This is a genomic window from Kitasatospora sp. NPDC006697 (genome assembly GCF_042869935.1).
GTDB lineage: Bacteria > Actinomycetota > Actinomycetes > Streptomycetales > Streptomycetaceae > Kitasatospora.
This window is the reverse complement of record NZ_JBIAGU010000021.1, coordinates 41,703-63,529: the sequence shown is the minus strand read 5'-3', so window position 1 is coordinate 63,529 and position 21,827 is coordinate 41,703. Positions and strand designations below refer to the sequence as shown.

The 21,827-nt window shown below is 74.3% G+C and carries 20 protein-coding genes and 1 pseudogene; 8 read left to right on the top strand and 13 right to left on the bottom strand.

Annotated elements, in window-relative coordinates:
• Window positions 1–202 precede the first annotated feature (202 nt).
• Entirely contained in the window at window positions 203–1,531 is a 1,329-nt protein-coding gene (locus ACFYNO_RS26605) for a glycoside hydrolase family 18 protein (protein WP_388017483.1), read from the top strand.
• 31 nt (window positions 1,532–1,562) lie between these two features.
• On the opposite strand, the gene ACFYNO_RS26600 is transcribed toward ACFYNO_RS26605, so the two are convergent.
• Window positions 1,563–2,270, bottom strand: a complete 708-nt coding sequence (locus ACFYNO_RS26600) for a hypothetical protein (RefSeq protein ID WP_388017480.1) — start codon at window positions 2,268–2,270, stop codon at window positions 1,563–1,565.
• Window positions 2,267–2,887, bottom strand: a complete 621-nt coding sequence (locus ACFYNO_RS26595; protein WP_388017477.1) for a sigma factor-like helix-turn-helix DNA-binding protein — start codon at window positions 2,885–2,887, stop codon at window positions 2,267–2,269. The genes ACFYNO_RS26600 and ACFYNO_RS26595 overlap by 4 nt, the downstream gene beginning before the upstream one ends.
• Window positions 2,888–2,958: 71 nt before the next feature.
• Between ACFYNO_RS26595 and ACFYNO_RS26590 the strand changes: the two genes are divergently transcribed.
• Window positions 2,959–3,819: an SAM-dependent methyltransferase gene (locus ACFYNO_RS26590; RefSeq protein ID WP_388017474.1), complete on the top strand. Its 861-nt coding sequence runs from the start codon at window positions 2,959–2,961 to the stop codon at window positions 3,817–3,819.
• Window positions 3,820–3,828: 9 nt separating this feature from the next.
• Here the strand turns inward: ACFYNO_RS26590 and ACFYNO_RS26585 are convergent, their stop codons facing one another.
• Window positions 3,829–4,572, bottom strand: a complete 744-nt coding sequence (locus ACFYNO_RS26585; RefSeq protein ID WP_388017471.1) for an SOS response-associated peptidase — start codon at window positions 4,570–4,572, stop codon at window positions 3,829–3,831.
• A 263-nt stretch (window positions 4,573–4,835) separates the two neighbouring features.
• Between ACFYNO_RS26585 and ACFYNO_RS26580 the strand changes: the two genes are divergently transcribed.
• The 3 genes from ACFYNO_RS26580 (at window position 4,836) to ACFYNO_RS26570 (ending at window position 7,337) form a co-directional block, all read left to right on the top strand.
• Window positions 4,836–4,994, top strand: a complete 159-nt coding sequence (locus ACFYNO_RS26580) for a hypothetical protein (RefSeq protein ID WP_388017468.1) — start codon at window positions 4,836–4,838, stop codon at window positions 4,992–4,994.
• The gene (locus tag ACFYNO_RS26575; RefSeq protein WP_388017465.1) at window positions 4,991–6,115 is read left to right on the top strand and encodes an aminopeptidase P family protein; all 1,125 of its coding nucleotides are present in this window, start codon (window positions 4,991–4,993) and stop codon (window positions 6,113–6,115) included. Before ACFYNO_RS26580 ends, ACFYNO_RS26575 begins: the two co-directional genes overlap by 4 nt.
• Window positions 6,116–6,218: 103 nt before the next feature.
• Complete coding sequence (locus ACFYNO_RS26570; RefSeq protein WP_388017462.1) at window positions 6,219–7,337, top strand: DUF5954 family protein; 1,119 nt, start codon at window positions 6,219–6,221, stop codon at window positions 7,335–7,337.
• Between the two features lie 7 nt (window positions 7,338–7,344).
• Here ACFYNO_RS26570 and ACFYNO_RS26565 read toward each other — a convergent pair whose 3' ends face one another.
• Window positions 7,345–7,803, bottom strand: coding sequence for a MarR family winged helix-turn-helix transcriptional regulator (locus tag ACFYNO_RS26565; RefSeq protein WP_388017459.1), 459 nt, complete (start codon window positions 7,801–7,803; stop codon window positions 7,345–7,347).
• 872 nt (window positions 7,804–8,675) lie between these two features.
• On the opposite strand from ACFYNO_RS26565, the gene ACFYNO_RS26560 reads away from it, so the two are divergent.
• Entirely contained in the window at window positions 8,676–9,638 is a 963-nt protein-coding gene (locus ACFYNO_RS26560; RefSeq protein WP_388017456.1) for a transporter substrate-binding domain-containing protein, read from the top strand.
• Between the two features lie 55 nt (window positions 9,639–9,693).
• Here the strand turns inward: ACFYNO_RS26560 and ACFYNO_RS26555 are convergent, their stop codons facing one another.
• Window positions 9,694–9,846, bottom strand: coding sequence for a hypothetical protein (locus tag ACFYNO_RS26555; protein ID WP_388017453.1), 153 nt, complete (start codon window positions 9,844–9,846; stop codon window positions 9,694–9,696).
• A 310-nt stretch (window positions 9,847–10,156) separates the two neighbouring features.
• Here ACFYNO_RS26555 and pstS point away from each other — a divergent pair, with 310 nt between their 5' ends.
• Window positions 10,157–11,272, top strand: coding sequence for a phosphate ABC transporter substrate-binding protein PstS (gene pstS, locus ACFYNO_RS26550; RefSeq protein ID WP_388017450.1), 1,116 nt, complete (start codon window positions 10,157–10,159; stop codon window positions 11,270–11,272).
• A gap of 182 nt (window positions 11,273–11,454) precedes the next feature.
• A complete protein-coding gene (locus ACFYNO_RS26545; RefSeq protein ID WP_388017447.1) occupies window positions 11,455–11,865 on the top strand; it encodes a hypothetical protein in 411 nt (136 codons plus the stop codon).
• A 110-nt stretch (window positions 11,866–11,975) separates the two neighbouring features.
• On the opposite strand, the gene ACFYNO_RS26540 is transcribed toward ACFYNO_RS26545, so the two are convergent.
• From ACFYNO_RS26540 to pelF, 8 genes and pseudogenes are all read right to left on the bottom strand, one after another.
• On the bottom strand, window positions 11,976–14,117 hold the full coding sequence (locus ACFYNO_RS26540; protein WP_388017444.1) for an RICIN domain-containing protein: 2,142 nt from the start codon (window positions 14,115–14,117) through the stop codon (window positions 11,976–11,978).
• Between the two features lie 103 nt (window positions 14,118–14,220).
• Window positions 14,221–15,276 (bottom strand): endo alpha-1,4 polygalactosaminidase, encoded by a 1,056-nt coding sequence (locus ACFYNO_RS26535; protein WP_388017441.1) that lies wholly within the window; start codon window positions 15,274–15,276, stop codon window positions 14,221–14,223.
• Window positions 15,277–15,286: 10 nt separating this feature from the next.
• Window positions 15,287–15,952: a spherulation-specific family 4 protein gene (locus ACFYNO_RS26530; protein ID WP_388017438.1), complete on the bottom strand. Its 666-nt coding sequence runs from the start codon at window positions 15,950–15,952 to the stop codon at window positions 15,287–15,289.
• Between the two features lie 11 nt (window positions 15,953–15,963).
• Window positions 15,964–16,866 carry an NAD-dependent epimerase/dehydratase family protein gene (locus ACFYNO_RS26525; RefSeq protein ID WP_388017435.1) on the bottom strand — a complete coding sequence of 301 codons (903 nt, stop codon included), beginning with the start codon at window positions 16,864–16,866 and terminating at the stop codon, window positions 15,964–15,966.
• Between the two features lie 89 nt (window positions 16,867–16,955).
• Window positions 16,956–17,657 (bottom strand): annotated as a pseudogene (locus ACFYNO_RS26520) (NDP-sugar synthase); the annotation flags it as partial.
• Between the two features lie 73 nt (window positions 17,658–17,730).
• Window positions 17,731–18,729: a GDP-mannose 4,6-dehydratase gene (locus ACFYNO_RS26515; RefSeq protein WP_388017432.1), complete on the bottom strand. Its 999-nt coding sequence runs from the start codon at window positions 18,727–18,729 to the stop codon at window positions 17,731–17,733.
• Window positions 18,730–18,799: 70 nt separating this feature from the next.
• Window positions 18,800–20,296, bottom strand: coding sequence for a hypothetical protein (locus tag ACFYNO_RS26510; protein WP_388017429.1), 1,497 nt, complete (start codon window positions 20,294–20,296; stop codon window positions 18,800–18,802).
• A complete protein-coding gene (gene pelF / locus ACFYNO_RS26505) occupies window positions 20,293–21,747 on the bottom strand; it encodes a GT4 family glycosyltransferase PelF (RefSeq protein WP_388017426.1) in 1,455 nt (484 codons plus the stop codon). The genes ACFYNO_RS26510 and pelF overlap by 4 nt, the downstream gene beginning before the upstream one ends.
• Window positions 21,748–21,827 lie beyond the last annotated feature (80 nt).

Genomic DNA, 21,827 nt, shown 5'->3' with positions numbered 1-21,827 from the left:
GGATCGGGGGCGTAAGGCTGACCGGGCGTCAGGCGGCGGGCGGGCGGCCGAACCATTGACCACGCGGGCATTGGACTATACCTTCCCTCTCATTGGTCCAAACCAATGGACCGTCCGCATGCTCGCGCCCGATCCGGCCGCACAGTCCCCAGCACCTCCCCCACCGCCGCTGCCGTGCGCGGCGCCCGCCGAGGAGACTCCCATGCCCGCGAACAGCCCCGCCGCCCCGCGCTCCGCCCTGCTGCGCAGAGCCGCCACCACCGCGGCCGCCGCCTGCTGCGCCGTCGCCCTGCTCGGCGCGGCCCCGGCGAGCGCCAGCGCCGCCCCCGACCACCGCGGCGGCCAGAAGGAGCTGACCGGTTACTTCACCCAGTGGGGGATCTACTCCGGCTTCATGGAGAAGAACCTGATCACCACCGGCGAGATCGACCACCTCACCGAGCTGGACTACGCGTTCAGCGACATCTCGGCCGCCGGCCTGTGCAGCAGCGGCGACAGCTGGGCCGACTACCAGCGCCCGTTCTCCGCCGCCGAGTCGGTCAGCGGCCAGGCCGACGCGGCCGGCCAGGCGCTGCTCGGCAACTTCAACCAGCTGCGCGAGCTGAAGGCCGCGTACCCCAAGCTCAAGGTCGTGATGTCGATCGGCGGCTGGTCCTGGTCCGGCCAGTTCTCCCAGCTCGCGGCGACCCAGCAGGGCCGGCAGAACTTCGTCGCCTCCTGCATCGACCAGTTCGTCAAGGGCAACCTGCCGGGCCTGCCGGCCGGCGCGGCCGCGGGCATCTTCGACGGCTTCGCGGTGGACTGGGAGTACCCGGGCGAGCCCGGCAACGGCAACCCGTACGGCCCGCAGGACACCCCCGACTTCACCGCGCTGATGCAGGAGTTCCGGCACCAGCTCAACCAGGCCGGCGCGGCCACCGGCACCCACTACCTGCTGACCGCGAACACCTCCGCCAACCCGGCCTTCGCCGCCAAGCTGGAGCTGCCGAAGATCGCCAAGGCGGTCGACTGGTTCAACGTCATGACCTTCGACTACCACGGCAGCTGGGAGCCGGCCGGCCCGACCGACTTCTCCTCCGCGCTGTTCCAGGACCCGCGCGACCCCAACCCGGCGAACAACCGGTACACCGTCGACCAGGCCGTGGACTACTACGAGAAGCAGGGCGTCCGCCCGGAGCAGATCGGCCTGGCCATCCCGTACTACGCCCACGAGTGGACCGGCGTCACCCCCGGCCCGAACGGCGACGGCCTGTTCCAGCCCGCCACCGCGGGCGTGGCCGGCACCCCGAACTACAACCAGGTGGTCACCGCCCCCGGCCAGACCCACTGGGACCCGCTGGCCGCCGAGCCCTACAAGTACGACCCGGCCACCGGCACCTTCTCCAGCTACGACGACCCGGCCTCGGTCTGGATCAAGGGCCAGTACATCCGGGCGAAGAACCTGCGCGGCACCTTCGTCTGGTCGATGGACGGCGACACCAGCGACGGCAGCCTGACCGCCGCCCTGGGCCGGAGCCTGAACGGCCGCTGAGCCTCCCGGGGAGCCGCCTCCTGTCGGATCCTCAGGAGGCGGACAGCTCCTCGGCGAGCGAGCGGGACGGCCGGGGGACCTCGCCGAAGTCCTCGTCCGGCGCGCTGACCCCCAGCCGGTTCAGCGCCGCCTCCACCGCCAGCGGCAGCCGCGCGCCCAGCCCCTCGTGGCAGCGCGCCAGCAGCTCGTGCCGCACCGCGTCCGGCAGCAGCGGCGCGCCCGGCACCGCCCGGCGCGGCCGCGGCGGGCCGGCCAGCTGCTCGGACTGCGCCCGCCAGTAGGCCGCGTCGCGCGGCTCGCCCAGCCGCAGGTGGTGCAGGTGCAGCAGGTAGGCGGCGGTGTGGCTGCCCGAGCCGGCCGCGAACTGCCACCAGAACTGCGCGGCCTCGTCCCGCCCGGTGAGCGCCAGCAGGCAGGCGAAGACCAGCGCCCCCTCGGGGTGGATCCGCTCGGTCTCGGCGAGCCGCCGCAGCGAGCCGCCGGCCTGCGGGGAGTTGAGCACCAGCGCGATGGCCAGGTCGAGTTCGTGCGCGGCCTGCTCGTGCTCGGAGGGGAACGGCGCGGGCGCCGCGGTCATCCGGCGGGCGGCCTGGGCGGGCGCGGCGGCCGGGGTGCAGGTGTAGACCCGGACCTGCTGCTCGGGCACCCGGGGTGGCGAGCCCTGTTCGGCCGCCCGGGCGCCGCCCTGGCCGTCCAGCCAGGGGAGCAGGTGCGGATCGGGCCCGGAGGGCCGGCTCATCGCTCCTCCCGCTCGGCCAGGTCGGGCCGGCCGATGGCGCGGGCCAGCCGGCGCCGGGCGTGCCGGCGGTTGGAGCGCAGGGTGGCGGCCGGGGTGCCGAGGAAGGCGGCGGCCTCGTCGTCGTCCAGGTCCAGGCAGTAGCTGAGGACCATGATGTCGCGCTGCCGTTCCGGGAGGTCGAGGATCGCCGTGAGCAGGCCGATCTGCTCCGGTAAGTTCTCCAGGCTCCACCGGGCCTGCCGGCAGAAGTGGCCGATCACCGCGTCCATCGCCGCGGTCTGCAGCGCGGCGGGCTGGCTCTGCGCGGCCAGCCAGGTGGCGATGTGCTCCTTCAACAGGCGCCAGGCGTAGGCGGCCGGTATCTCCTGGCGCAGCGCCAGCGCCCAGTTGCCGCGCAGGTGCTCCTTCATCGCGCCCACCACCAGCGCGGCGCTGTCCTGCCCGGTGCCGACCTGGGTGCGGGCGAACCCGGTCCAGGCCCGCTCATGGGTCCGGCAGAACGCGTCGAAGGTCAGCTTCAGGCGGGCTCCGTCCGGGGCGAAGCCGCTGTTGTCGTTCATGGTCCGCCTTCCGACGCCCGAGCCCGTGCGGGCCGGGGCGTCCCGGTCGATCGTCATGTGAGACATGCAAGCGCATGGGCGGGCCCGCCGTGCAAAGCCACGACGAAAAGCTGACTGAACGTCATAGTATGACTACAGTGTCAACGGCGTGGCGTGGATGGACAGATGGGGGAGCGGTGGGGCGCACCGAGGAGTCGGACGAGGTCGACCTGCAGCTGCACCGGGCGCACTCGGCGCGGATGTACGACTACTTCCTGGGCGGCACGACCAACTTCGCCGCCGACCGGGAGGCGGCCGGGCAGGCGATGGCGGTCTTCCCGTGGGCCCGCACCGCGGCCCGGGAGTACCGCGCCTTCATGCACCGCTCGGTCCGGGCACTGGCCGGGCTCGGCCTGGACCAGTTCCTGGACATCGGCACCGGCATCCCCACCAGCCCCAACCTGCACGAGCTGGCCCAGCAGGCCAACCCGCGGGCCCGGGTGGTCTACACCGACAACGACCCGGTGGTGCTCGCCCACGCCCAGGCGCTGCTGCGCTCCGCCGCGGCCGGCCGCACCGCCTACCTCCAGGCCGACGCCACCGACCCGGAGCGGATCCTCGCCTCGGAGGAGGTCCGGAGCACCCTGGACCTCGGCCGGCCGGTCGCGCTCAGCCTCAACGCGCTGCTGCACTTCGTGCCCGGCGAGGAGCAGGCGCGCGCGATCGTCGAGCACTTCAAGGAGGTGCTGCCGTCCGGCAGCACGCTGGCGATCAGCCACGGCACCACCGAGTTCGCCCCCGCGGAGACCGAGCGGGTGATCCAGGTCTACGCGGCCGCCGGCACGCCGGTGCGAATGCGCGGCCGGGCCGAGATCGCCCGGTTCTTCGACGGCTGGCAGCTGCTCGACCCGGGCCTGGTCGCCGTCCAGCGCTGGCGGCCCGACACGCCGCCGTCCAGCGTCAGCGACGCCGAGGTCTCCGGCTTCGCGGCGGTGGCCCGCAAGCCCTGAGCGGGGCTGTCAGTCCGCCAGGCCCAGCGGATCCGGCACCTGCTCCAGCAGCTGCGGCCCGTCGGAGCGGACGCTGTTCACCGCCGTCGCCACCGCGCGCACCGTCAGCGCGTCCTCGGCCGGCGAGTGCAGCAGGTGGTGCAGCTCGGCCGGGTCGGCGAGCGCCGGGTCCAGCCAGGCCGACAGGTCGCGCGGTGCGATGGTCAGCGGCATCCGGTCGTGCACCCGCCCGGCCGCGTCGGTGGCGTCGGTGGTGATGATGGTCGCGGAGGCCAGCCAGGCCGCCGGGTCCTCCTCGGGCAGGGTGCGGTCGCGCCAGAACTCGTAGAGCCCGGCGAAGAGCATCACCGAGCCGGTGCTGAGGAAGTACGGCTGCTTGAACGCCTTGCGCCCGTCCGCCGGCGGGACCGGCTGCCACTCGTAGTAGCCGTCCGCCGGGATCACGCAGCGGCGGGCCGCGAAGGCCTTGCGGAAGGCCGGCTTCTGGTGCACCGTCTCGGAGCGCGCGTTGATCATCCGCGCTCCGCCGGACGGGTCCTTGGACCAGGACGGCACCAGCCCCCAGCGCAGCGGCCGCAGCCGGCGCACCAGCTCCCCAGTCTCCCGGTCCACCCGCTCCAGCACCGCGGGCACCGGATCGGTGGGCGCCACGTTCCAGCTCGGCGCCAGGGCCTCGGCCGGGTCCCAGCGCAACTCGCCCATCAGCTCGACCAGGTCCACCGGCGTGGTGGTGGAGACGAAACGACCGCACATGCCCCCCACTCTGCCATGGTGATCGCCCGAACCGGTGATCCCCGTCAGTGATCACCGCCGCCGGCGTGCGGCGCGCCCGGGGCCACCGGAGGGTTGAGCCACGCGGCCCGAGGGCGGCCGCCGAGGAGGCGCCGGATGAGTGCGGCTGACCTTCCGGCGGGGGCCCGCCGGAAGGGTGGCCCCAGCGACCAGTCCGCGACACCGGCAACGCCGCCGTCGGCCGGCCCACCGCCACCACCTCGAGCTACCCCGAGGCGGAGATCGTGCTGACGGGCGTCGAAGAACCCCGTTGCCTGATCCACGCCCCGAACGAGAGGGTCGACCCGGGCGAGATCGAGCACATGGCCCATGTCGAAGCACTGTTCCTGCAGCACTACGCCGCCAACCCGGCGCCGACCTCACCAGGGGAGCCACCCGCATGACCGAGCCGTTCACCGTCGAGGAGTACACCGCCCGGATCCGCCGGGCCGCCGAGTCCGCCCGGGCCGCCGGGCTGGCCGGACTGGTCGTCACCCCCGGCCCCGACCTGGTCTACCTGACGGGGTACCAGCCGACCGCGGTCACCGAGCGGCTGACCGCCCTGCTCGTCACCCCCAACGCCGACCCGCTGCTGGTGGTGCCCCGGCTGGAGCGCCCGGACGCCGAGCGGGCCGCCGGGGCCGGGGCGCTGCGGATGGCCGACTGGGCAGACGGCGACAACCCGTACCGGCTGCCCGCCGAGCGGCTGGACCCGCAGGGCCGGTACGGGATCTCCGACTCCGCCTGGGCGATGCACCTGCTCGGGCTGCAGCAGGAGCTGCCGGACAGCCGCTACCGCTCGCTGACCGAGGCGCTGCCGATGCTGCGGGCGGTGAAGGACGCCGGCGAGCTGGACCGGCTGGCGGCCGCCGGGGCGGCGGCCGACGCCGCCTACGAGGAGATCCTCGAGATGCGGTTCGCCGGCCGGACCGAGCGCGAGGTGGCCGCCGACCTGGCCGCGCTGCTGCTGGCGCACGGCCACAGCCAGGTGGACTTCACCGTGGTCGGCTCCGGCCCGAACGGCGCCAACCCGCACCATGAGGCCGACGACCGGCGGATCGAGCCGGGCGACACGGTGGTGCTGGACTTCGGCGGCCTCAAGCACGGCTACGGCTCCGACACCACCCGCACCGTGCACGTCTCGGCCGACGGCTCGGTGCCGGACCAGGTGCGGGAGGTGCACGAGGTGGTCCGGCGGGCCCAGCAGGCCGCCTTCGAGGCGGTCCGCCCCGGCATCGCCTGCCAGGAGGTGGACCGGGTCGCCCGGGCGGTGATCACCGAGGCCGGGTACGGCGAGTACTTCATCCACCGCACCGGCCACGGCATCGGCGTCACCACCCACGAGCCGCCCTACATGGTGGAGGGGGAGCAGCTGCCGCTGGTGCCCGGGATGTGCTTCTCGATCGAGCCCGGCATCTACCTGCCGGGCCGGTTCGGGGTGCGGATCGAGGACATCGTCACCGTCACCGGGGACGGCGGGCGGCGGTTCAACAACACCCCGCGCGAGCTGGCCACGGTCTCCTGAGCCGGTGGTGCCGCGTCCCGCTCCGGGGCGCGGCACCACCCGTTCGGGGGACATCGAGGCTGAACCGCTGCGCACCGGGGCGGGCGTCTGCAGCATGTGCGCCATGGTGAACTTCGCTGACAACGCCCCTGGTTACCTGACCATCAGGGTCACCGCACCGGACACTCCGGTGGCCGAACTCGCCGATGTGGAGGCCTGGCAGGCCCGGGGCACCCATCCGGACATCAGCTCGGCGGGCGCTCCGGTGTTCGGGGTCGCCCGGGAGCGCGAGGAGGGCGGCTGGGAGCTGCTCTCCTCGCTGGCCACCTCCCCGCAGGACGCCCGGGAGTGCCTGGGCTTCGAGGCCAGGCGCAAGGCCGCCCGGGCGGAGGAGGCGGGGGACCGGGACACCGCCGAGCGCTACCGGGCGGTCGCCGAGCGGCTGGACTGGGAGAAGATCGACGAGGTGGAGCTGGACGGCCGCCACCGGGTGATCCGGGTCGAGCGGTTCGTCCGGTTCGGCGAGGACGGGCCGGAGCCGCCGCGCTCCACCGACGACCCCGGCGTCCCCGAGGGCCGCGAGAGCGACACGCCGGACCCGCTGACCGGCTTCGTGATCGACCCCGCCACCCCCTGCGGGATGTCCGAGGGCATCCTGCGCAGTGACCTGATGCGGCTGCTGCCCGGCCGGGTGCGCCACTCCGAGGAGATCCACGAGGACGCGCTGGCGGCCCGGGAGACCCACCCCGGCGTGGTGCTGCTGCCGGCCGGGTTCACGCTGGCCGAGCGGGTGGCGGGCAGCTGGCAGCCGCGCGGGTTCGCCGAGGTGCCCACCCCGTTCCGGGCCCGGGACGTGCTCTCGATGAACCTGCGGGTCGGCGAGCCGGTCTACCGGGGGCTCAGCGAGCAGGAGCGCGCCGTCTACACCGCGGCCGCCGACCGGCTGGAGGCCGAGGGCTGCGACGAGCTGCCGGTGGCGGACCGGCTGATGCGGGTGGTCCGGGTGGAGCGGGCGGTGCGGATCGGCCCGGACGGCCCGGAGGGGCCGCGCCGCTCCGACCCGGACCCGGAGGACCCGGTGATGGTGACGGACCAGAAGCTGCGCGCCCAGGGGGTGGACCTGGACAGCGACGCGCCGATCGAGCTGGACGGCGCGTCGCTGGAGTTCCAGCGGCTCTTCGAGGCGGAGATGGCCCGCCGGGGCCGGCCGCTGAAGCTGCGCACCGCGCCGCGGGAGTCCTGAAGGGCCCTCAGACCCCGCGCTGCCGCTGGGCCTGCGCCGCGCGGTCGATCGCCGCCGTGCAGCGGCCCAGCAGCGCGCGCAGCTGGGCCCGCTCGGCCTCGTCCAGCTCCTCGGCCATCGCCCGCTCGATCTCGCCGGCCCGCTCGTCGGCCAGTGCCAGCGCGGTGCGGCCGGCCTCGGTCAGCCGGGTCTCCAGCACATTGCCGTGCCAGCGGTGCGGTGCCCGCTCCACCAGCCCGCGCTCGGTCAGGTGGCGCAGCACCACGGCCATCGCCTGCGGGGTGACCTGGCAGCTGCGGGCCAGTGCGGCGCCGCTGATCCCGGCGTTCTCGGCGATGGTGAAGAGCGCGGCGTACTGCGGCACCGTCAGGCCGGCGGGCTCGACGGCGGCCCGCTTGGCCGCCATCAGCTCCAGCTCGGCGCGGTGGATGTCGACCCCGAGGCGTTCGCTGAGCGGCATTCCCATGGGCGCGATCCTACAAGGCCTGGAGCATCGGCAGTCATCTGATGTCGATCAGGAGGTTGATGACCATCGGCTGAGCCGGCGTCAGCCCCCGGGGCGGGGGCCGTCCCGTACGGGAGGTTCGGCCGGTGGACGGGTGGGGCCGGTGCGATCGCGCGGGATACTTCGTTGCCTGCGAATCCCCGGCCGGCCGCCTTGCCCGCCGTCCACCGGGAGGCCGGGGCGCGGTGGCGGCTGTTTCGCCGGGGTGGTCGAGAGCCCGGCGGAGCAACGGGCGGTACCTCGGGGATGGCGGACGCGATTGGGCCCGGGGGTGGGGCGCCCGAGCGGGTGGCCGCTGCCGGGCTGCGCGCGGCGGGCACGGACTGAGGCGCCGACCCCGCTCGGGGATCAGCGCCTCAGGGCGGTCAGCACTGGGGGCGGCGGCCGTGGTTGGCTCCGCGCCTGGCCCGTGCCTTCTTCTTCCGGCGTCGCTTCGACGACATCGCGGCTCTCCTCTCCTCGGTGGCTCCCGGCTGATGCCTCCCACGCTCGCACAGCCCGTGCCGACCGGCGACCCGGTGCGGCCGGCGGCGGTGCGCGGGCTGGTCGCGCCGGACGCGGCGGCGGAGCCGGCCGGCGCCGCCGGGGACCCGGCGCGCGAGGTGCGGGTGGTGCGCTCGGGCCGCTGCTGGGGCTGGGCGATCCGCACGTGGACGTGCGCAAGTCGGCGGTCCGGGCGCTGCGCGAGCGGCTGGCGGACTCCGACGCGGACGTCCGGGCCTACGCCCGGCTGGCGCTGAAGGGCGCGGGGCGTGAGGAGCTGTGACGGGTCGTTAACCCGACGTTTGGTGCTGGTCCGATGATGCGTCATTCGACCGTGCGGAAGATGTCGTATGGAGAAGATCCAGGTCCGGGCGAGGCGTTGGGGGACGGCGGTGGCGGCGGTCTCGCTGCTCGCCGCATGCGGGACGGCCGGGGGGCCGGCCGCCGGGGGGAGCGGACCGGCGGCGGCGCTGCCGCCGTCGGAGGGCGGCCGGGTGGTGCAGGCGGACGACACCTCCTGTGACCCGACCAGGAGCGTGCCGCCGAGCGGGACGGCGAACGGAGGGTGGGTCAGGACGATCCAGCAGCGCGGCAAGCTGGTGGTCGGGGTGGACCAGAACGCCTTCCACTGGGGCGCGCGCGACACCGTGACCGGGCAGTTGGAGGGCTTCGACATCGACCTGGTGCACGCCCTGGCCAAGGCGCTGGCCGGCAGCCCGGACGCCGTGCAGTTCATCAGCATCCCGGCGGCCGACCGGATACCGGCGCTGCAGAGCCACCGGGTGGACCTGGTGGTGCGGGCCCTGGCGCTGACCTGCGACCGCAAGAAGCAGATCGGGATGTCCACCGCCTACTTCCACACCGGCCACCAGGCGATCGTGCGGGCCACCTCCAAGGCGCAGAACCTGGACCAGGCGCTGCGCGGGCAGCGGGTCTGCGTGACGGCCGGGGCCACGGAGGAGGCGGAGATCGCGGCCAACCCGCACGGGAACGCGGGGGTGGTCAAGGTGGGCAACGAGGTGGACTGCCTGGTGCAGCTCCAACTCGGCGACGCCGACGCCATCTTCACCGACGGCGCGTACGGCGCGGCGCTGGTCGCGCAGGACGCCTCGGTGCGGCTGGTCGACCACCCGTACAGCGACAAGTACTTCGGCGTCGGGGTCAACCTCGGTGACACCGACCTGCTGGCCCGGGTCAACCAGGTGCTGGAGGACTACCGCAGCAGCGGTGCCTGGACGGCCAGTTACGACCACTGGCTGGAGCCCTACCTGGGCACCGTGGCCGGACCGCCGGCGGCCTCCTACCAGCAGTGAACGCGGAACGGGCCGTCACCGGTGGATCGGTGACGGCCCGTCGTGGGGCGGGTGCTCACGCGCTGAGGTCGGTCAGGGCCTTGCGGGCGCGCTGCGAGGTGCGCTCGGCGCGGTACTTGAGCCGCAGGGCGCGGGCCAGGCGGTAGTCGCGGGCCTCCCGCAGGCGCTCGTCGATGGTCGCGCGGGCGGTGTCGAGCTGGTACGACATGGTGGATCCCCCTTGTACTGGGCGGAGAGCCGGAATCCCTCTGATCCCGTGCCCCGGAGCCGCCCTGGTGCTTCGATTCTACACCCAAACGTGACTGACGCCTTTCATTTTCCTATCTGTTCAGAAGGTTGCCTACTGATCGAAGGACTCGCGGCCGGTTGGCTCCCAGTTCGTGAACTCTGGCCGACATCCGGAACCGCTCGGGGGCCTGCCTCGTTCGGGTGGCGGGGCGGCGTGGGAGCCCGGTGGCGGGCGGTGCGGCGGATACCACTGTGCGGGAGACCGCCGCACGGGGGAGAGCCAGCTCACGATGGATCAGCGCAGCAGCCGGGCCCGCGCCCTGGCCTCCGGGGCCGCCCTGCTGGCCGTCCTGCCGGCCGCGGCCGGCTGCGGCACCGACGACAACGGGGCGAGTGCCGCCGGCGTACCCACCGCCGGGATCGGCTGCGCCGCCAGGCAGTCCCCGCTGCTCGCCGCCGGCTCCACCGCGCAGAGCCCGGCCATCGACCTCTGGCGCACCGGTTACTCCGCCGTCTGCACCGGGACCCAGGTCAGCTACGGCGGTGGCGGCTCAGGGACCGGTGTGCAGCAGTTCAACCAGGGCAAGGTGGCCTTCGCCGGCACCGACTTCGCGCTCAAGCCCGCCGACGTGGCGGCCTCCGGGGCGGCCTGCCGCGGCGGCCGCGCGATCGACCTGCCGATGGTCGCCGGGCTGGTCTCGATCGTCTACAGCCTGGACGGCGTGGACCGCCTGGTGCTGGACGCGCCCACCCTGGCGAGGATCTTCGACTCGCAGATCAGCCGGTGGAACGACCCGGCGATCGCCGCCCTCAACCCCGGCGCCGCGCTGCCGGACGCCGGCATCATCAGCTTCCACCGGTCGGACGACTCCGGCACCACCTTCAACCTCAGCTCCTACCTCGCCACCGCCTCCGGCGGCGCCTGGCCGTACCAGCCCGACAAGGCCTGGCGGGGCCAGGGCGGCCAGTCCGCCACCGGCAGCGCCGGGATCTCGGCACAGGTGCGGCAGGTGAAGAACGCGATCGGCTACCTGGAGCTCTCCTACAGCCGGCAGAGCGGCCTGAGGAGCGCCGAGATCGCCACCGGCGCCGCCCGGCCGGCCCGGGCCACCGCCGAGGAGGCGGCCGTCACGCTGGCCGGGTCCACCGTGGTCGGGACCGACGGCGACCTGGCGCTGAAGCTGGACTACGGCACCAAGGCCGAGCAGGCCTACCCGATCGTGCTGGTCACCTACGAGGTGGTCTGCGACAAGGGCAACAAGCCCGCCACCCTGGGCGCGCTGAAGTCCTTCCTCTCCTACGCCGCCTCGGCCCCCGCGCAGCAGGCGATCGGCGGCAAGGGGTACGTGCCGATGCCCGCGGCGGTCGCGGACAGGGTCAGGGGAGCGGTGGACGGGCTGGGCTGACGCCGGGCCACTGCTGCGGGCGCGGTGGACTGACGCCCGTTCAGAAGGAACCGAGAGCATAGTCAGAGGCGATTCAGAGCCTTTGGCGATGGTCAGTCAACTCCGTGGGCGGCAGGCTGGTCCGGGCGGCGCGTGACACGCGCCGCGTCCAGTCCGCATCCCCCCACGCCCCCGGAGGCACCATGCCCACGCTCCGTTCCGCGTCCGCCGCGCTGCTCTGCCTCGCCGTCGCCTGGATACACGTGCAGGACCAGGGCGGCTTCCCGGGAGACAAGACGCCCGGCTACGTCGGCGCCGGGTACTACCTGCTGGAGGCGTTGGGCCTGGTCGCCGCCGTGCTGGTGCTGCTGGCCGGCCGCCGGATCCCGGCCGCGCCGGCCTGGCTGCTCGCGGCCGGCGTCGGGCTCGGCCCGCTGATCGGCTTCGTGCTCTCCCGTGGCCCGGGGCTGCCCGACTACTCCGACGACAAGGGCAACTGGACCGAGCCGCTGGGCCTGGTCGCCCTGGCGGTGGAGGCTGCCCTGGTGCTGCTGGCCCTCACCGCGCTGCGCACCGCGCGCGGCTGGTCGGCGGCGCCGGCGGCGGGGCGGTAGGGCGGGGCCGCGCGGTCAGGGCTCACGGTCGGGTCGCCGGTCGATGCCCGCGCGGCGACGACGTGCCGGCGGGGTGGGCCGGATCGCGGCCCACCCCGCCTCAGGTCAGCTCAGCTCAGGGTCCAGCGCTGCAGCGCCGACCCGGTGTCCGCCTGCTGGGTCACCGACGATCCGTCAGCCGTTCCCGCGGTGGTGAGCACCAGCCCGCTCTTCACCGAGGTCACGGTGTACCGGCCGTCCGCGCCCCGGCTCAGCCGCCAGTGCTGGTTGGTACCGCCGGTGCAGGTCCACTGGACCACCTTGGCGCCCGCAGCCGTGGAGCCGCCGTAGACGTCGGCGCAGAGGCCGGACTCGGCGTTGGCCAGCTGGTAGCTGCCGTCCGCCTGTTGGGTGAACTGCCAGTTCTGGTTGGCGCCGCCGTTCAGAGTCCAGGTGATGAGTTGGGTGCCGGTGGCGGTGCTGTGGCCGGGGTCGTCCAGGGCCTTGCCGCCCGTGGACAGGGTGTGGGCGCCGGTGATGCCCGTGACGGTGCCGGCCGGGGTGATGGTGAGGGTCTGCTGGGCGGCCGTGCGGCCGGCGCCGACCGGGGAGCCGGTGGTGTCGGTCCAGGTGCGCAGCGGGGTGGTTTCGGCGGTGGAGCCGTTGAGGGCGAGCACCAGGCCGCTGTAGCGGTTGACCAAGCGGTAGGCGGTGCCCGCCGGTTGGACGAACCACTGCTGGCCGACGCCGGTGGCGGTGCTCTCGGAGGGCGCGGCGCCCCAGGCGCGGCCGGCGTTGCCGGAGGTGTCGACGCCGAGATGGCGGCCGGTGGCGGCGTCGGTGAGCAGGTAGGAGCCGTCGCCGACCGGGGAGAAGGACCAGGTGGCCGAGGAGCCGCCGAGGGCGGTGCCGGTGCCGGTGGTGATCCGGTAGGTCTTCGCCGGGTCGAACGGTGCGGGGGCCGGGGCGGCGGTGTCGACGGTGGTGTTCACGTACTCGCCGGAGGAGTTGCCCGAGCAGCCGAACGCGCAGTACATGCGAAAGCTCTTGCCGACGATGGTCGAGCCGGTGCGGCTGGCGCCGTCCAGGAACCAGCGGTACCAGGAGGCGGTGTGGTAGCCGCCGGTGTCGCCGATCAACTGCCACTGCTCGGTGCCGAGGTCGCGGGTGGCGTAGATCTGCTGCGGGGCGTTGCCGCTCTGGTCGACGGCCTGCGGGGTGCCGAGGTAGAGGCCCAGGTAGGCGTCGTAGGTGATGTTCATGACGAAGAGCGGGGAGGTGGGCGCCAGGGTGCCGGCGGCGAGCTGCTGGCTCACCGTGCCGGGGGTGCTGGGGGAGTACTCCGCGGCGGGCGGGAGGTAGCCGGTCGGGTGGGTGGCGTCGGCCGGGACCAGGTCGCTCTCCAGGCCGCCGGTGCCGGGCTGGGACCAGGCGCCGTCGTACCACTTCTGCCAACTGCCGGGCGCCATCTTGGCGGAGATCGGCGCGCGGGCCACGTGCGAGAGGAAGTCGCCCCAGCTGCCGTTCTTGTCGACGATCCGGGAGCCGTAGAAGAGGTAGAAGTAGCCGGAGGCGTAGTCGGTGAAGAGCCGCTGGTCGCCGTCGCCGTAGTAGTAGGTCTGCTGCGGGAAGGCGGTGGTGTCGCCGCGGGTGGTGCTGTACGGCGAGGTGATCGCGTGGTCCTTGATGGACCAGGTCCGGCCCTGGTCGGTGGAGACGGCGTAGTCGATGGCGTCGAAGTGGATGCCGTCGCCGAAGGGCTGGGGGGTGAACTCGTTGTGCACCAGGCCGTACCAGTCGCCGGTGTCGGGGTCGACCCAGACGCCGGACAGGTCGCAGTAGTTCGGCTGGGCGTAGCCGGAGCCGGCCGGGGCCCGGGTGGCGGTGCGGCCGGTGGGGCTGTTGTCGCAGCGCCAGGTGGTGTCGTTGTTGCGGTCCTGGGAGTTGGCCGGGTTGACCGCGTCGCTGATCGCGCTGGAGCGGGTGGCGGTGTCGAAGTCTCCGCCGGTGAAGAAGTCCCACTGGCGGGAGTCGGTGGCGCCGTAGAGGGAGTGGGACTGCTGGAAGTAGAAGGTGCCGTCCTTGTCGAGGTACGGGACGGCCGGGGTGTCGTCGGGGAGCGAGTAGGGGGTGGTCGAGGAGGTGGTGACGGTGTAGGCGGGGGTGGCCCGGGTGGCGGCCGGCGCGGCGGTTGCCGGGGTGGCGGCGGCCAGGGCGAGCGCGAGGGTGAAGGTGCCGAGGGCAGCGCTCAGGCGCTGACGGGAAGTAGGCATGGGTGCTCCGTCGTGGGGGTTCGACGTTCAGGCCTGTACCGTACGGCGCATTTGACCGGTAAAACAAGAGGAATGACGCAAGGTTGAGTCAAGGAGTGGCGGCTCAGCAGGCCTGCCGCCAGGCGTCGAGCTTGAGGTGCTTGGCCATGGAGCTGAAGCCCAGTCGGGTGGTCTGGGAGCAGAAGTCGGCGGGGGCGACGTTGTACTCCACGTGCAGGACCGCCTTGCCGGCCTTGACGAACGGGGTCAGCGAGTCGCACTCCTTGAACTCGGCGCACTGCTCGTCGATGGCGAAGTCGAAGTCGCCGACCAGGTCCGGGATCTGGCCGAGGTCGTTCTTCAACGCGACGGCGAGGCCGCGCTGATGGGCCAGGTCGGCGACCATGCGGTTGAAGGCGAGCTGGTCGGCGGCGGTGAGCGGGAAGCCGGTGGAGTTGGCGTAGCCCTCCAGGAGGTCGGGCTCGACGGCGTCGAAGCCCTTGCCGCGGCAGAGGTCGAAGCGGGCCGCGAGGAGCGGGCGCAGGGCGGACAACTGGCGGATGTCGAGCCAGCGTTCGCCGTTCCAGCCGTCGGTGGAGCCGCGCAGGGCGGTGGGGTAGGAGGAGGCGTCCGGGCGGAAGTCCTCCCAGGCGCCGGCGTTGACGTAGCAGATCACCTTGCGGCCCTCGGCGTGCAGGGCGGCGACGACCGAGGCGTCGTTCTCGAAGCCGTCGATGTCGTAGACCGGGACGTCGACGGACCGGTCGACGGGGGTGGTGAGCTGCCACTGCCAGGGGGTGCCGGGGGAGGGGTGCCAGACGGTGCCGGCGGGCACCGGGGCCGCGGGGGCGGCGGGGGTGGCCGGAGCCGCCGAGGAGGCGGGAGGCGCCGAGGACTTCGCGGGTGCGGCGGAGGCCGCGGCTGACGGTGACGCCGGTGCCGGTGACTCCGGTGCTGGGGAGGCCGATGCCGGGGAGCCCGCCGAGGGCGCCGCCGCCCCGGCACCCGAGGGCGCGGGGGCGCCCTCCGGAGCCGGGGCGGCGGTGGAGGAGCAGGCCGTGAGCAGCAGCAGCGCGGTGGCGGCCGCGGCGCGGCCGAGCAGCGCCCGGGCGCTCCGCGGACGTGGTGCGGCGGCCGCCCGGGTGAGGCTGGAGCGGGTGCGTGCGCCGGGGAAGGTCACGGGGAAGGCCTCAGTAGCGGGTCAGGCCCAGGGGGAGGGCGGTCCAAGGGTTGGGTTGCGGGGTCGGCACGGCGCAGGCGAGGCCCGCGCGGTGGGCGGTGGCGAGCTTGGCGAAGGCGTCCGTGCGGTCGGCCGGCACGTCGTAGACCAGGTGGCAGAACCGCGAGGGCGGGTGCCGGCCGGTCCAGACCGGGGGGACCAGATCCTGGTAGGCATCCCAGTCCCCTTCGAACGTGACCAGGAGGTCGGCCAGCCCGACTTCCGCGTACCCGGCATCCGGGTGCGTCCCGTGCCCGAGCACTACCGTGCCACATCCGGCCGCGCGAGCGGCCGTGATCAGGCGGCGGTAGTGGGTGAGGGCGGCGGGGTGCTCGGCGACCTGGTCGAAGTAGACGCCGTCCACCCCGTACCAGTCCTGGTAGCGCAGCAGGTCCTCCACCACGGCGGCATGCGCCCGGCGGCCGTAGTCGGTGTCGCTGTAGCCGAGCAGCCGGATGCCCGAGGCGCGGAGCAGGGCCGCCGCGTCGGTGAAGACGTGGTCGGGCGCGGCGCCCGGCCCGTCGGCCACGTTGAGCACCACGGCGGCCACCCGGGACGGGCCGGCCGCCGCCACCGCCTGCCAGGCCCCCGGGTCGACGGCCGGGTGGACGTAGAGCGGGACGAGTAACCGGGGCATCTGCGGGGCGCTCACCGCGCACCCGCCCCGGCCAGGCTCTCCGCCCACAGGTCGGCCGCCGACTGCTCCAGCGGCGTGGTCGGCCGCCAGCCCAGCGCCTCGGCCGCCGCGCCCACCTGGGCCTGCTGCCAGGAGACCGCCGCCGAGCGCTCCGACCCGGCCGAGGCCTCCTCCACCAGCTCGCCGCGGAACCCGGCGGCCGTGGTCAGCGCCTGCGCCAGCTCGCGCACCCGGCGCGCCGACCCGCTGCCGATGTTGAGCACCCGTGGCAGCGGCCCGGCCGCCGTGACGGCCAGCGCCACGGCGCCCGCCACGTCCCGGGCGTCCACGAAGTCCCGGTGCGCGGACAGATCGCCCAGCCGGACCCGCCCCTCGGGCCCGACCCGGCGCAGCTCGCGCGCCAGCCGGCCCGGCAGCGACTGGGCCGGCGCACCCGGCCCGACCGGGTTGAACACCCGCAGCACCACCGCGTCCAGCCGGCTGGTGGCGACCACCAGGCTGCCCGCCAGCTTGGTCGCCCCGTAGGCGCTGACCGGCGCCAGCGGCGCGTCCTCGGCCAGCGGAACGCCCGGCCGGACCGCGCCGTACTCGCCGGCCGAACCCAGGTGCACCAGCCGGGCCTTGGGCGCGGCCGCCAGCATGGCGTCGCAGAGCAGCGCCGGGCCGCGGGCGTTGACCTCGGCCAGGTGCAGCGCGTTCCCGGCCACCGCCCCGGCGCAGTTGACCACCGCGTCGGGCGCCAGCGCGGCCAGGTCGGCCATCAGCGCGGGCATCTGACCATCCGTCAGGTCGATCCGCAGGTCGTGCGAGGGCCGGCGTCCACCGGTCAGCACCTCGGCGGCGGGCAGCGCGCTCAGCGCCCGGGCGGCGTGCCGGCCCAGATAGCCGTCGGCGCCCAGCAGCAGGATCCTCATGCGGCCCGCCCGTCGGTCTCGGCCTGCTCGTCCGGCTCCACGGCGGACGGGCCGAGCTGCTGCACGCAGGCGCGGTCCGGGCGGGGGCCGAGCAGCAGCGGCTTGATCTGGTCGAACTCCTCGTTGGCCCGGTCGTAGTCGTCGGGCCGGCCGATGTCCAGCCAGTAGCCGTCGAACTCGTAGGCGGCCGGCGGGTTCTTCGCGGCCAGCAGGTCCAGCACCAGCTCGTCGAAGCCCAGCGGCTGCCCGGGGATGTAGTCGGCGAGGGTCTTCCGGGAGAGGCCGTAGATGCCCATCGAGACCCGGTAGTCGATGGTGGGCTTCTCCTGGAAGCCGGTGATGCTGCCCTCGTCGGCGGTCAGCACGCCGAAGTCGATCCGCACCTCGCGGCCGTAGGTGGCCAGGGTCAGCGGCGCGCCGCTGACCTCGTGCCGGCGCAGGATCGCGGCGTAGTCGAGGTCGGTGAGGATGTCGCCGTTCATCACCAGGAAGTGCTCGGGCAGCCGGTCCTGGATGGTCAGCAGCGGGCCCAGGGTGCCCAGCGGCACGTCCTCGACCGCGTAGCCCACGCGCAGCCCCCAGCGGGAGCCGTTGCCGACGTAGGCGCGGATGATGTGGCCCAGGTGGCCGATCGCCAGGGTGACCGACTCGAAGCCGGAGTTGGCGAGTTGGCGCAGCACGATGTCGAGGATGGCGTGCTGGTCGCCGATCGGGACCAGCGGCTTCGGCAGGGCGGTGGTGTACGGGCGCAGACGGACGCCCTTGCCGCCGGCCAGGATCACTGCGTGCACGGAGATCTCCCCAAGGAGGTTCGGATGGTCGGCAGGTGAGTGCCGGGGGACGGTCGGAGCGCCGGGGAGCGGATCAGACGTTGTACAGGTCGGTCTTGTAGCGGGCCAGGTTGGCCGGGTCGCGGAAGAAGGCGATGGTCTGCTCCAGGCCCTCCTCCAGGCTGTGCGCGGGCGCCCAGCCGGTGGCCTGCCGCAGCCGGGTGGCGTCGGCGATCAGCCGCAGCACCTCGGAGTTGGCCGGGCGGATCCGCTGCGCGTCCTCGCGCACCAGCAGGTCGGCGTCCATCAGCTTGCCGACCAGCGCGACCAGGTCGCCGATCGAGATCTCCCGCCCGGTGCCGGCGTTGAAGGTACGGCCGACCACCGACTCGGCGGGCGCGGTGCCGACGGTGCGGAAGGCCGCCGCGGTGTCCCGGACGAACATGAAGTCCCGGGTCGGCCGCAGGTCGCCGAGGGTGATCTCGCGCTGCCCGGCGGCCACCTGGGCGATCACGGTGGGGATCACGGCCCGCATCGACTGCCGTGGACCGAAGGTGTTGAACGGGCGCAGGGTGACCACCGGGGTGCCGAAGCTGGCGTGGTAGGAGTCCGCCAACCGGTCCCCGCCCGCCTTCGAAGCGGCGTACGGCGACTGGGTGTTGATCGGGTGGTCCTCGGTGATCGGCACGGTCTGCGCGGTGCCGTAGGTCTCGCTGGTGGAGGTGTGCACCAGCCGCGGCACGTCCAGGTGGCGGACCGCCTCCAGCACGTTCAGGGTGCCGGTGACATTGGTGTCCACGTAGGAGTGCGGCGCCTGGTACGAGTACGGGATCGCGATCAGCGCGGCCAGGTGGTAGACCGCCTCGGTGCCCGTGACCAGGCCGTTGACGGAGCCGGGGTCGCGGACGTCGCCGAGCACGATCTCCACCGAGTCGAGCACCTGCGGGTCCAGCACCTCCAGCCAGCCGAAGGAGGAGAAGGAGTTGTACTGGACCATGGCACGGACCCGGTGGCCGTCGGCCACCAGGGTCTCGACCAGGTGGGAGCCGATGAAACCCTCGGCTCCGGTGACGGCGACGGTGCTGCTGCTCATCGTGGTGTTCTCCTGACCGCCGCCGGTGGTGAACGGCGGGCAATCGTCGGGTGGTGGGTGAAAACGTGGTTCAGCGGTGCGGGGTGACCCGGCCGAGGGCCGGGCCGGCGACCGCGCCCAGCAGTACGGCGGTCAGACCGCCGCCGATCAACTGCGCGGCCACCGGGGCGGTTCCGGTCGCCAGCAGGGCCACCTCGGCCGCGGCGCCCAGCGCGCAGCCGGCGGCGACCGTCCAGCCGAGGCCGAAGGCGTTCAGCAGCAGGGCCAGCCAGAGCGCGGCGCCCAGCAGGGCGACCGCCAGCACCGCCTCGGGTCCGGGCGCGGGCAGGCCGGGCCAGAGCCCGGTGACGGCGGTGTCCAGCGCGGCCAGCGCGGCCAGGTAGCCGAGCAGGCAGCCGGCCAGGTGGCGGGCCGTGCGGCCGGCGAACTCGGCCGGGCGGGTGGCCGTGTGCAGGGCGCGCACGGCCAGTTCGCGGTAGCGGTAGAGCAGCCACTCGGCCAGCCCCAGGCTGAGGCTGAGCGCGAGCATCGCCGGACCGGAGGGCGAGGCGGCCGCGTGCGGCAGCCCGGGGCGGCTGCCGCCGGCCAGCAGGGTGAGCACGCCGGCCGCCAATCCGAAGACCGCCTGCGGCAGTTGGGCGGCGAAGGCGGGCGGGGCGCCGCGCTCGCCGCTGGTCCGCAGGCAGCCGGCCAGGGCCTTGGCGGCGAGCCCGAGCACCAGCGCCAGCGAACCGGTCAGCACGGCCGCCCGGACCGTCCCGGAGAGCGGGGTGACCAGCAGCGCCGCCGCCCCGGCCGCCACCGGCGCCAGCCCGGCCAGCAGGTAGCGGGCCCGGCCCAGCGAGAGCAGCACGGTGGCCGCCGCCAGGTAGAGGCACTGCCCGCCGGTGAACCAGAGCGCGGGCCGCTCGGCGCCGACCACCCAGGCCGCCGCCATCGCCAGCACCGCGCCGGCCGGCGCGCCGAGCGCCAGGCAGCGCCCGGCCTGCCGCCGCCGGCCGCGGGCCAGCCAGCTGTACGTCCGGTGCGCCAGCGCCTGGTTCCAGGACCAGCCGACCACGGTGGCCGCCGCCAGCGCCGCCGCGCCGTCCGGCAGGCCGAACTTCAGGTAGTGCGGGTCGAACCAGCCGCTGCCCAGCAGGAAGCCCAGCGCGGGCAGCGCGAAGACCACCCCGCGCACCAGGCAGCGCCAGGGCGAGACCTGCCAGGGGTTGGCGGGCGCGGCGGCGGTGGCCCGGTAGTGCCGGGGCACCTTGGCGAACAGCTCCTCGGCCAGCGTGAAGGCGTCCGGCCGGCCGTACCGCAGCGCCGCCTGCTGGTCGTTGACGCCGTCCGCCTCCAGGAAGGCGGCGATCTCGAACGGGTGCACCGCGCTGGCGCACACCTCGGAGAGCCGCTCCGCCAGCTCGTCCAGCGGGTCCGCGCTCAGCTCGGGCGCGGCCGCCCGGGGCGGCGGGGCGGGCGCCTCGGGGGCGCGGCGCAGCCAGGGCAGCGAGAGCTGCATGGTGCGGTCGGAGGCCGCCGGCTGGTCCGCCTCCTGCGGCACCAGGTAGAGCGGGCCGCTCATGCCGCACCTCCCGCCGCGGTGAGCAGCGGGCGGACGGCCGGGGTGCCGCCGCGCAGCAGCTCGGTGTAGATCTCCCGGAAGCCGTCGATGTTCTGACGGAGCGTGAACTGCTCGATCACCCGGATCCGGGCCTGCTCGCCGAGCATCGCCCGCCGCTGGGGATCGCGCAGCAGCTCCAGCGCGGCCGCCGCCATCGGGGCCGGCTCGCGCGGCGGCACCACCAGTCCGGCGTCGCCCACCGCCTCGCGCACCCCGCCGACGTCGGTGGAGACGGTCGCCCGCCCGCAGGACATCGCCTCGATCAGGGTGAACGGGAAGCCCTCGCTGATGCTGGAGAGCATCACCACGTTCCCGGCCGCGTAGGCGTCGGTGATGTCGGCCACCCGGCCCTCGAAGTGCACCGCGTCGCTGATGCCCAACTCCTCTGCCAGCGCCACGCAGCGGTCGCGGTAGGCCTCGCCGCCCTTGGGGGTGCCGCCGAACAGCCGCAGCCGGGCGTCGGGTATCTCGGCCCGGACCAGGGCGAAGGCCCGGATCAGCGTCTCCAGGTCCTTGATCGGGTCCACCCGGCCGGCCCAGCTCAGCGTCGGCACCTCGGGTTCGGGCCCGGCGGGCGGGAAGGCGGCCGGGTCCACGCCGTTGTAGACGGTGCGGATGTTGCCGGCGGGCGTGCCGCCGCGCTCCTCCCAGCGCCGGTTGTACTGGTTGCCGGGGGTGACCAGGGCGGCCAGCCGGTAGCTCTCCTCGGCCAGCATCCGGTAGAAGCCCAGCAGCAGCGCCTTGACCGGCCAGCGGTACGGGCCGGTGCGGTAGCCGAGGTAGCGCTCCCGCAGGTAGACGCCGTGCTCGGTGAGCAGGAACGGCACGTAGTCCTGCTGGGCGGCGACCAGCCCGGGCAGCGTGGCCAGCCCGCCGCTGGCGGCGTGCGAGACGCCGGAGCGCGGCGGCTGGACCGCCAGCGGGCGCAGCGCGTGCTCCAGCAGGTCGCCGGCGTTCAGCGCGTCGTGCAGGGTCGGCCGGGCGGCCGCGGTGGGCAGCTCCGGGCGGCTCCAGACCCGCTGCAGGGTGCGCAGCGCCTGCTCGCTGCGAAGGGCCGGCCCGAGCAGCCCGCGCCGGGCCAGGTCGGCGAAGTAGCTCAGCTCGCGGCTGAAGTGCGAGGCGTACAGCGGGTCCAGCAGCGAGTGCAGGAACCGCTCGTACGACTCCAGGAAGCGCCGCAGCTCCCGGCGGCGCGGCGCGCGGCCGTCCGGCACCGGGCCCCAGAGCGGCACCGCGGTGACCGACCGGACGTTGCCCGGCAGGTCCCAGACCACCGGCTCGCTGCCGGTGCCGGTGACCGCGATGACGTCGAACTCGACGTCCGGCATCCCCTGGACCAGCTGGTCGCACCAGACGCTGACGCCACCGTGCTGGTGCGGATACGTTCCTTCGGTGAGCAAGGTGACACGCATGCCGACCCCCCTGTCCCCGGCCCGGCGCGCGCTCACCGCGCCGGGTCCAACCCCACCGGTGCGGGAACGGCCCCCCAACC

Excerpts from the sequence above, each read along its gene's own strand:
- ACFYNO_RS26605 (WP_388017483.1), top strand. The coding sequence starts at position 203 with ATGCCCGCGAACAGCCCCGCCGCCCCGCGCTCCGCCCTGCTGCGCAGA.
- ACFYNO_RS26600 (WP_388017480.1), bottom strand. The coding sequence starts at position 2,270 with ATGAGCCGGCCCTCCGGGCCCGATCCGCACCTGCTCCCCTGGCTGGAC.
- ACFYNO_RS26595 (WP_388017477.1), bottom strand. The coding sequence starts at position 2,887 with ATGACGATCGACCGGGACGCCCCGGCCCGCACGGGCTCGGGCGTCGGA.
- ACFYNO_RS26590 (WP_388017474.1), top strand. The coding sequence starts at position 2,959 with ATGACTACAGTGTCAACGGCGTGGCGTGGATGGACAGATGGGGGAGCG.
- ACFYNO_RS26585 (WP_388017471.1), bottom strand. The coding sequence starts at position 4,572 with ATGTGCGGTCGTTTCGTCTCCACCACCACGCCGGTGGACCTGGTCGAG.
- ACFYNO_RS26575 (WP_388017465.1), top strand. The coding sequence starts at position 4,991 with ATGACCGAGCCGTTCACCGTCGAGGAGTACACCGCCCGGATCCGCCGG.
- ACFYNO_RS26570 (WP_388017462.1), top strand. The coding sequence starts at position 6,219 with ATGGTGAACTTCGCTGACAACGCCCCTGGTTACCTGACCATCAGGGTC.
- ACFYNO_RS26565 (WP_388017459.1), bottom strand. The coding sequence starts at position 7,803 with ATGGGAATGCCGCTCAGCGAACGCCTCGGGGTCGACATCCACCGCGCC.
- ACFYNO_RS26560 (WP_388017456.1), top strand. The coding sequence starts at position 8,676 with ATGGAGAAGATCCAGGTCCGGGCGAGGCGTTGGGGGACGGCGGTGGCG.
- ACFYNO_RS26555 (WP_388017453.1), bottom strand. The coding sequence starts at position 9,846 with ATGTCGTACCAGCTCGACACCGCCCGCGCGACCATCGACGAGCGCCTG.
- pstS (WP_388017450.1), top strand. The coding sequence starts at position 10,157 with ATGGATCAGCGCAGCAGCCGGGCCCGCGCCCTGGCCTCCGGGGCCGCC.
- ACFYNO_RS26545 (WP_388017447.1), top strand. The coding sequence starts at position 11,455 with ATGCCCACGCTCCGTTCCGCGTCCGCCGCGCTGCTCTGCCTCGCCGTC.
- ACFYNO_RS26540 (WP_388017444.1), bottom strand. The coding sequence starts at position 14,117 with ATGCCTACTTCCCGTCAGCGCCTGAGCGCTGCCCTCGGCACCTTCACC.
- ACFYNO_RS26530 (WP_388017438.1), bottom strand. The coding sequence starts at position 15,952 with ATGCCCCGGTTACTCGTCCCGCTCTACGTCCACCCGGCCGTCGACCCG.
- ACFYNO_RS26525 (WP_388017435.1), bottom strand. The coding sequence starts at position 16,866 with ATGAGGATCCTGCTGCTGGGCGCCGACGGCTATCTGGGCCGGCACGCC.
- ACFYNO_RS26515 (WP_388017432.1), bottom strand. The coding sequence starts at position 18,729 with ATGAGCAGCAGCACCGTCGCCGTCACCGGAGCCGAGGGTTTCATCGGC.
- ACFYNO_RS26510 (WP_388017429.1), bottom strand. The coding sequence starts at position 20,296 with ATGAGCGGCCCGCTCTACCTGGTGCCGCAGGAGGCGGACCAGCCGGCG.
- pelF (WP_388017426.1), bottom strand. The coding sequence starts at position 21,747 with ATGCGTGTCACCTTGCTCACCGAAGGAACGTATCCGCACCAGCACGGT.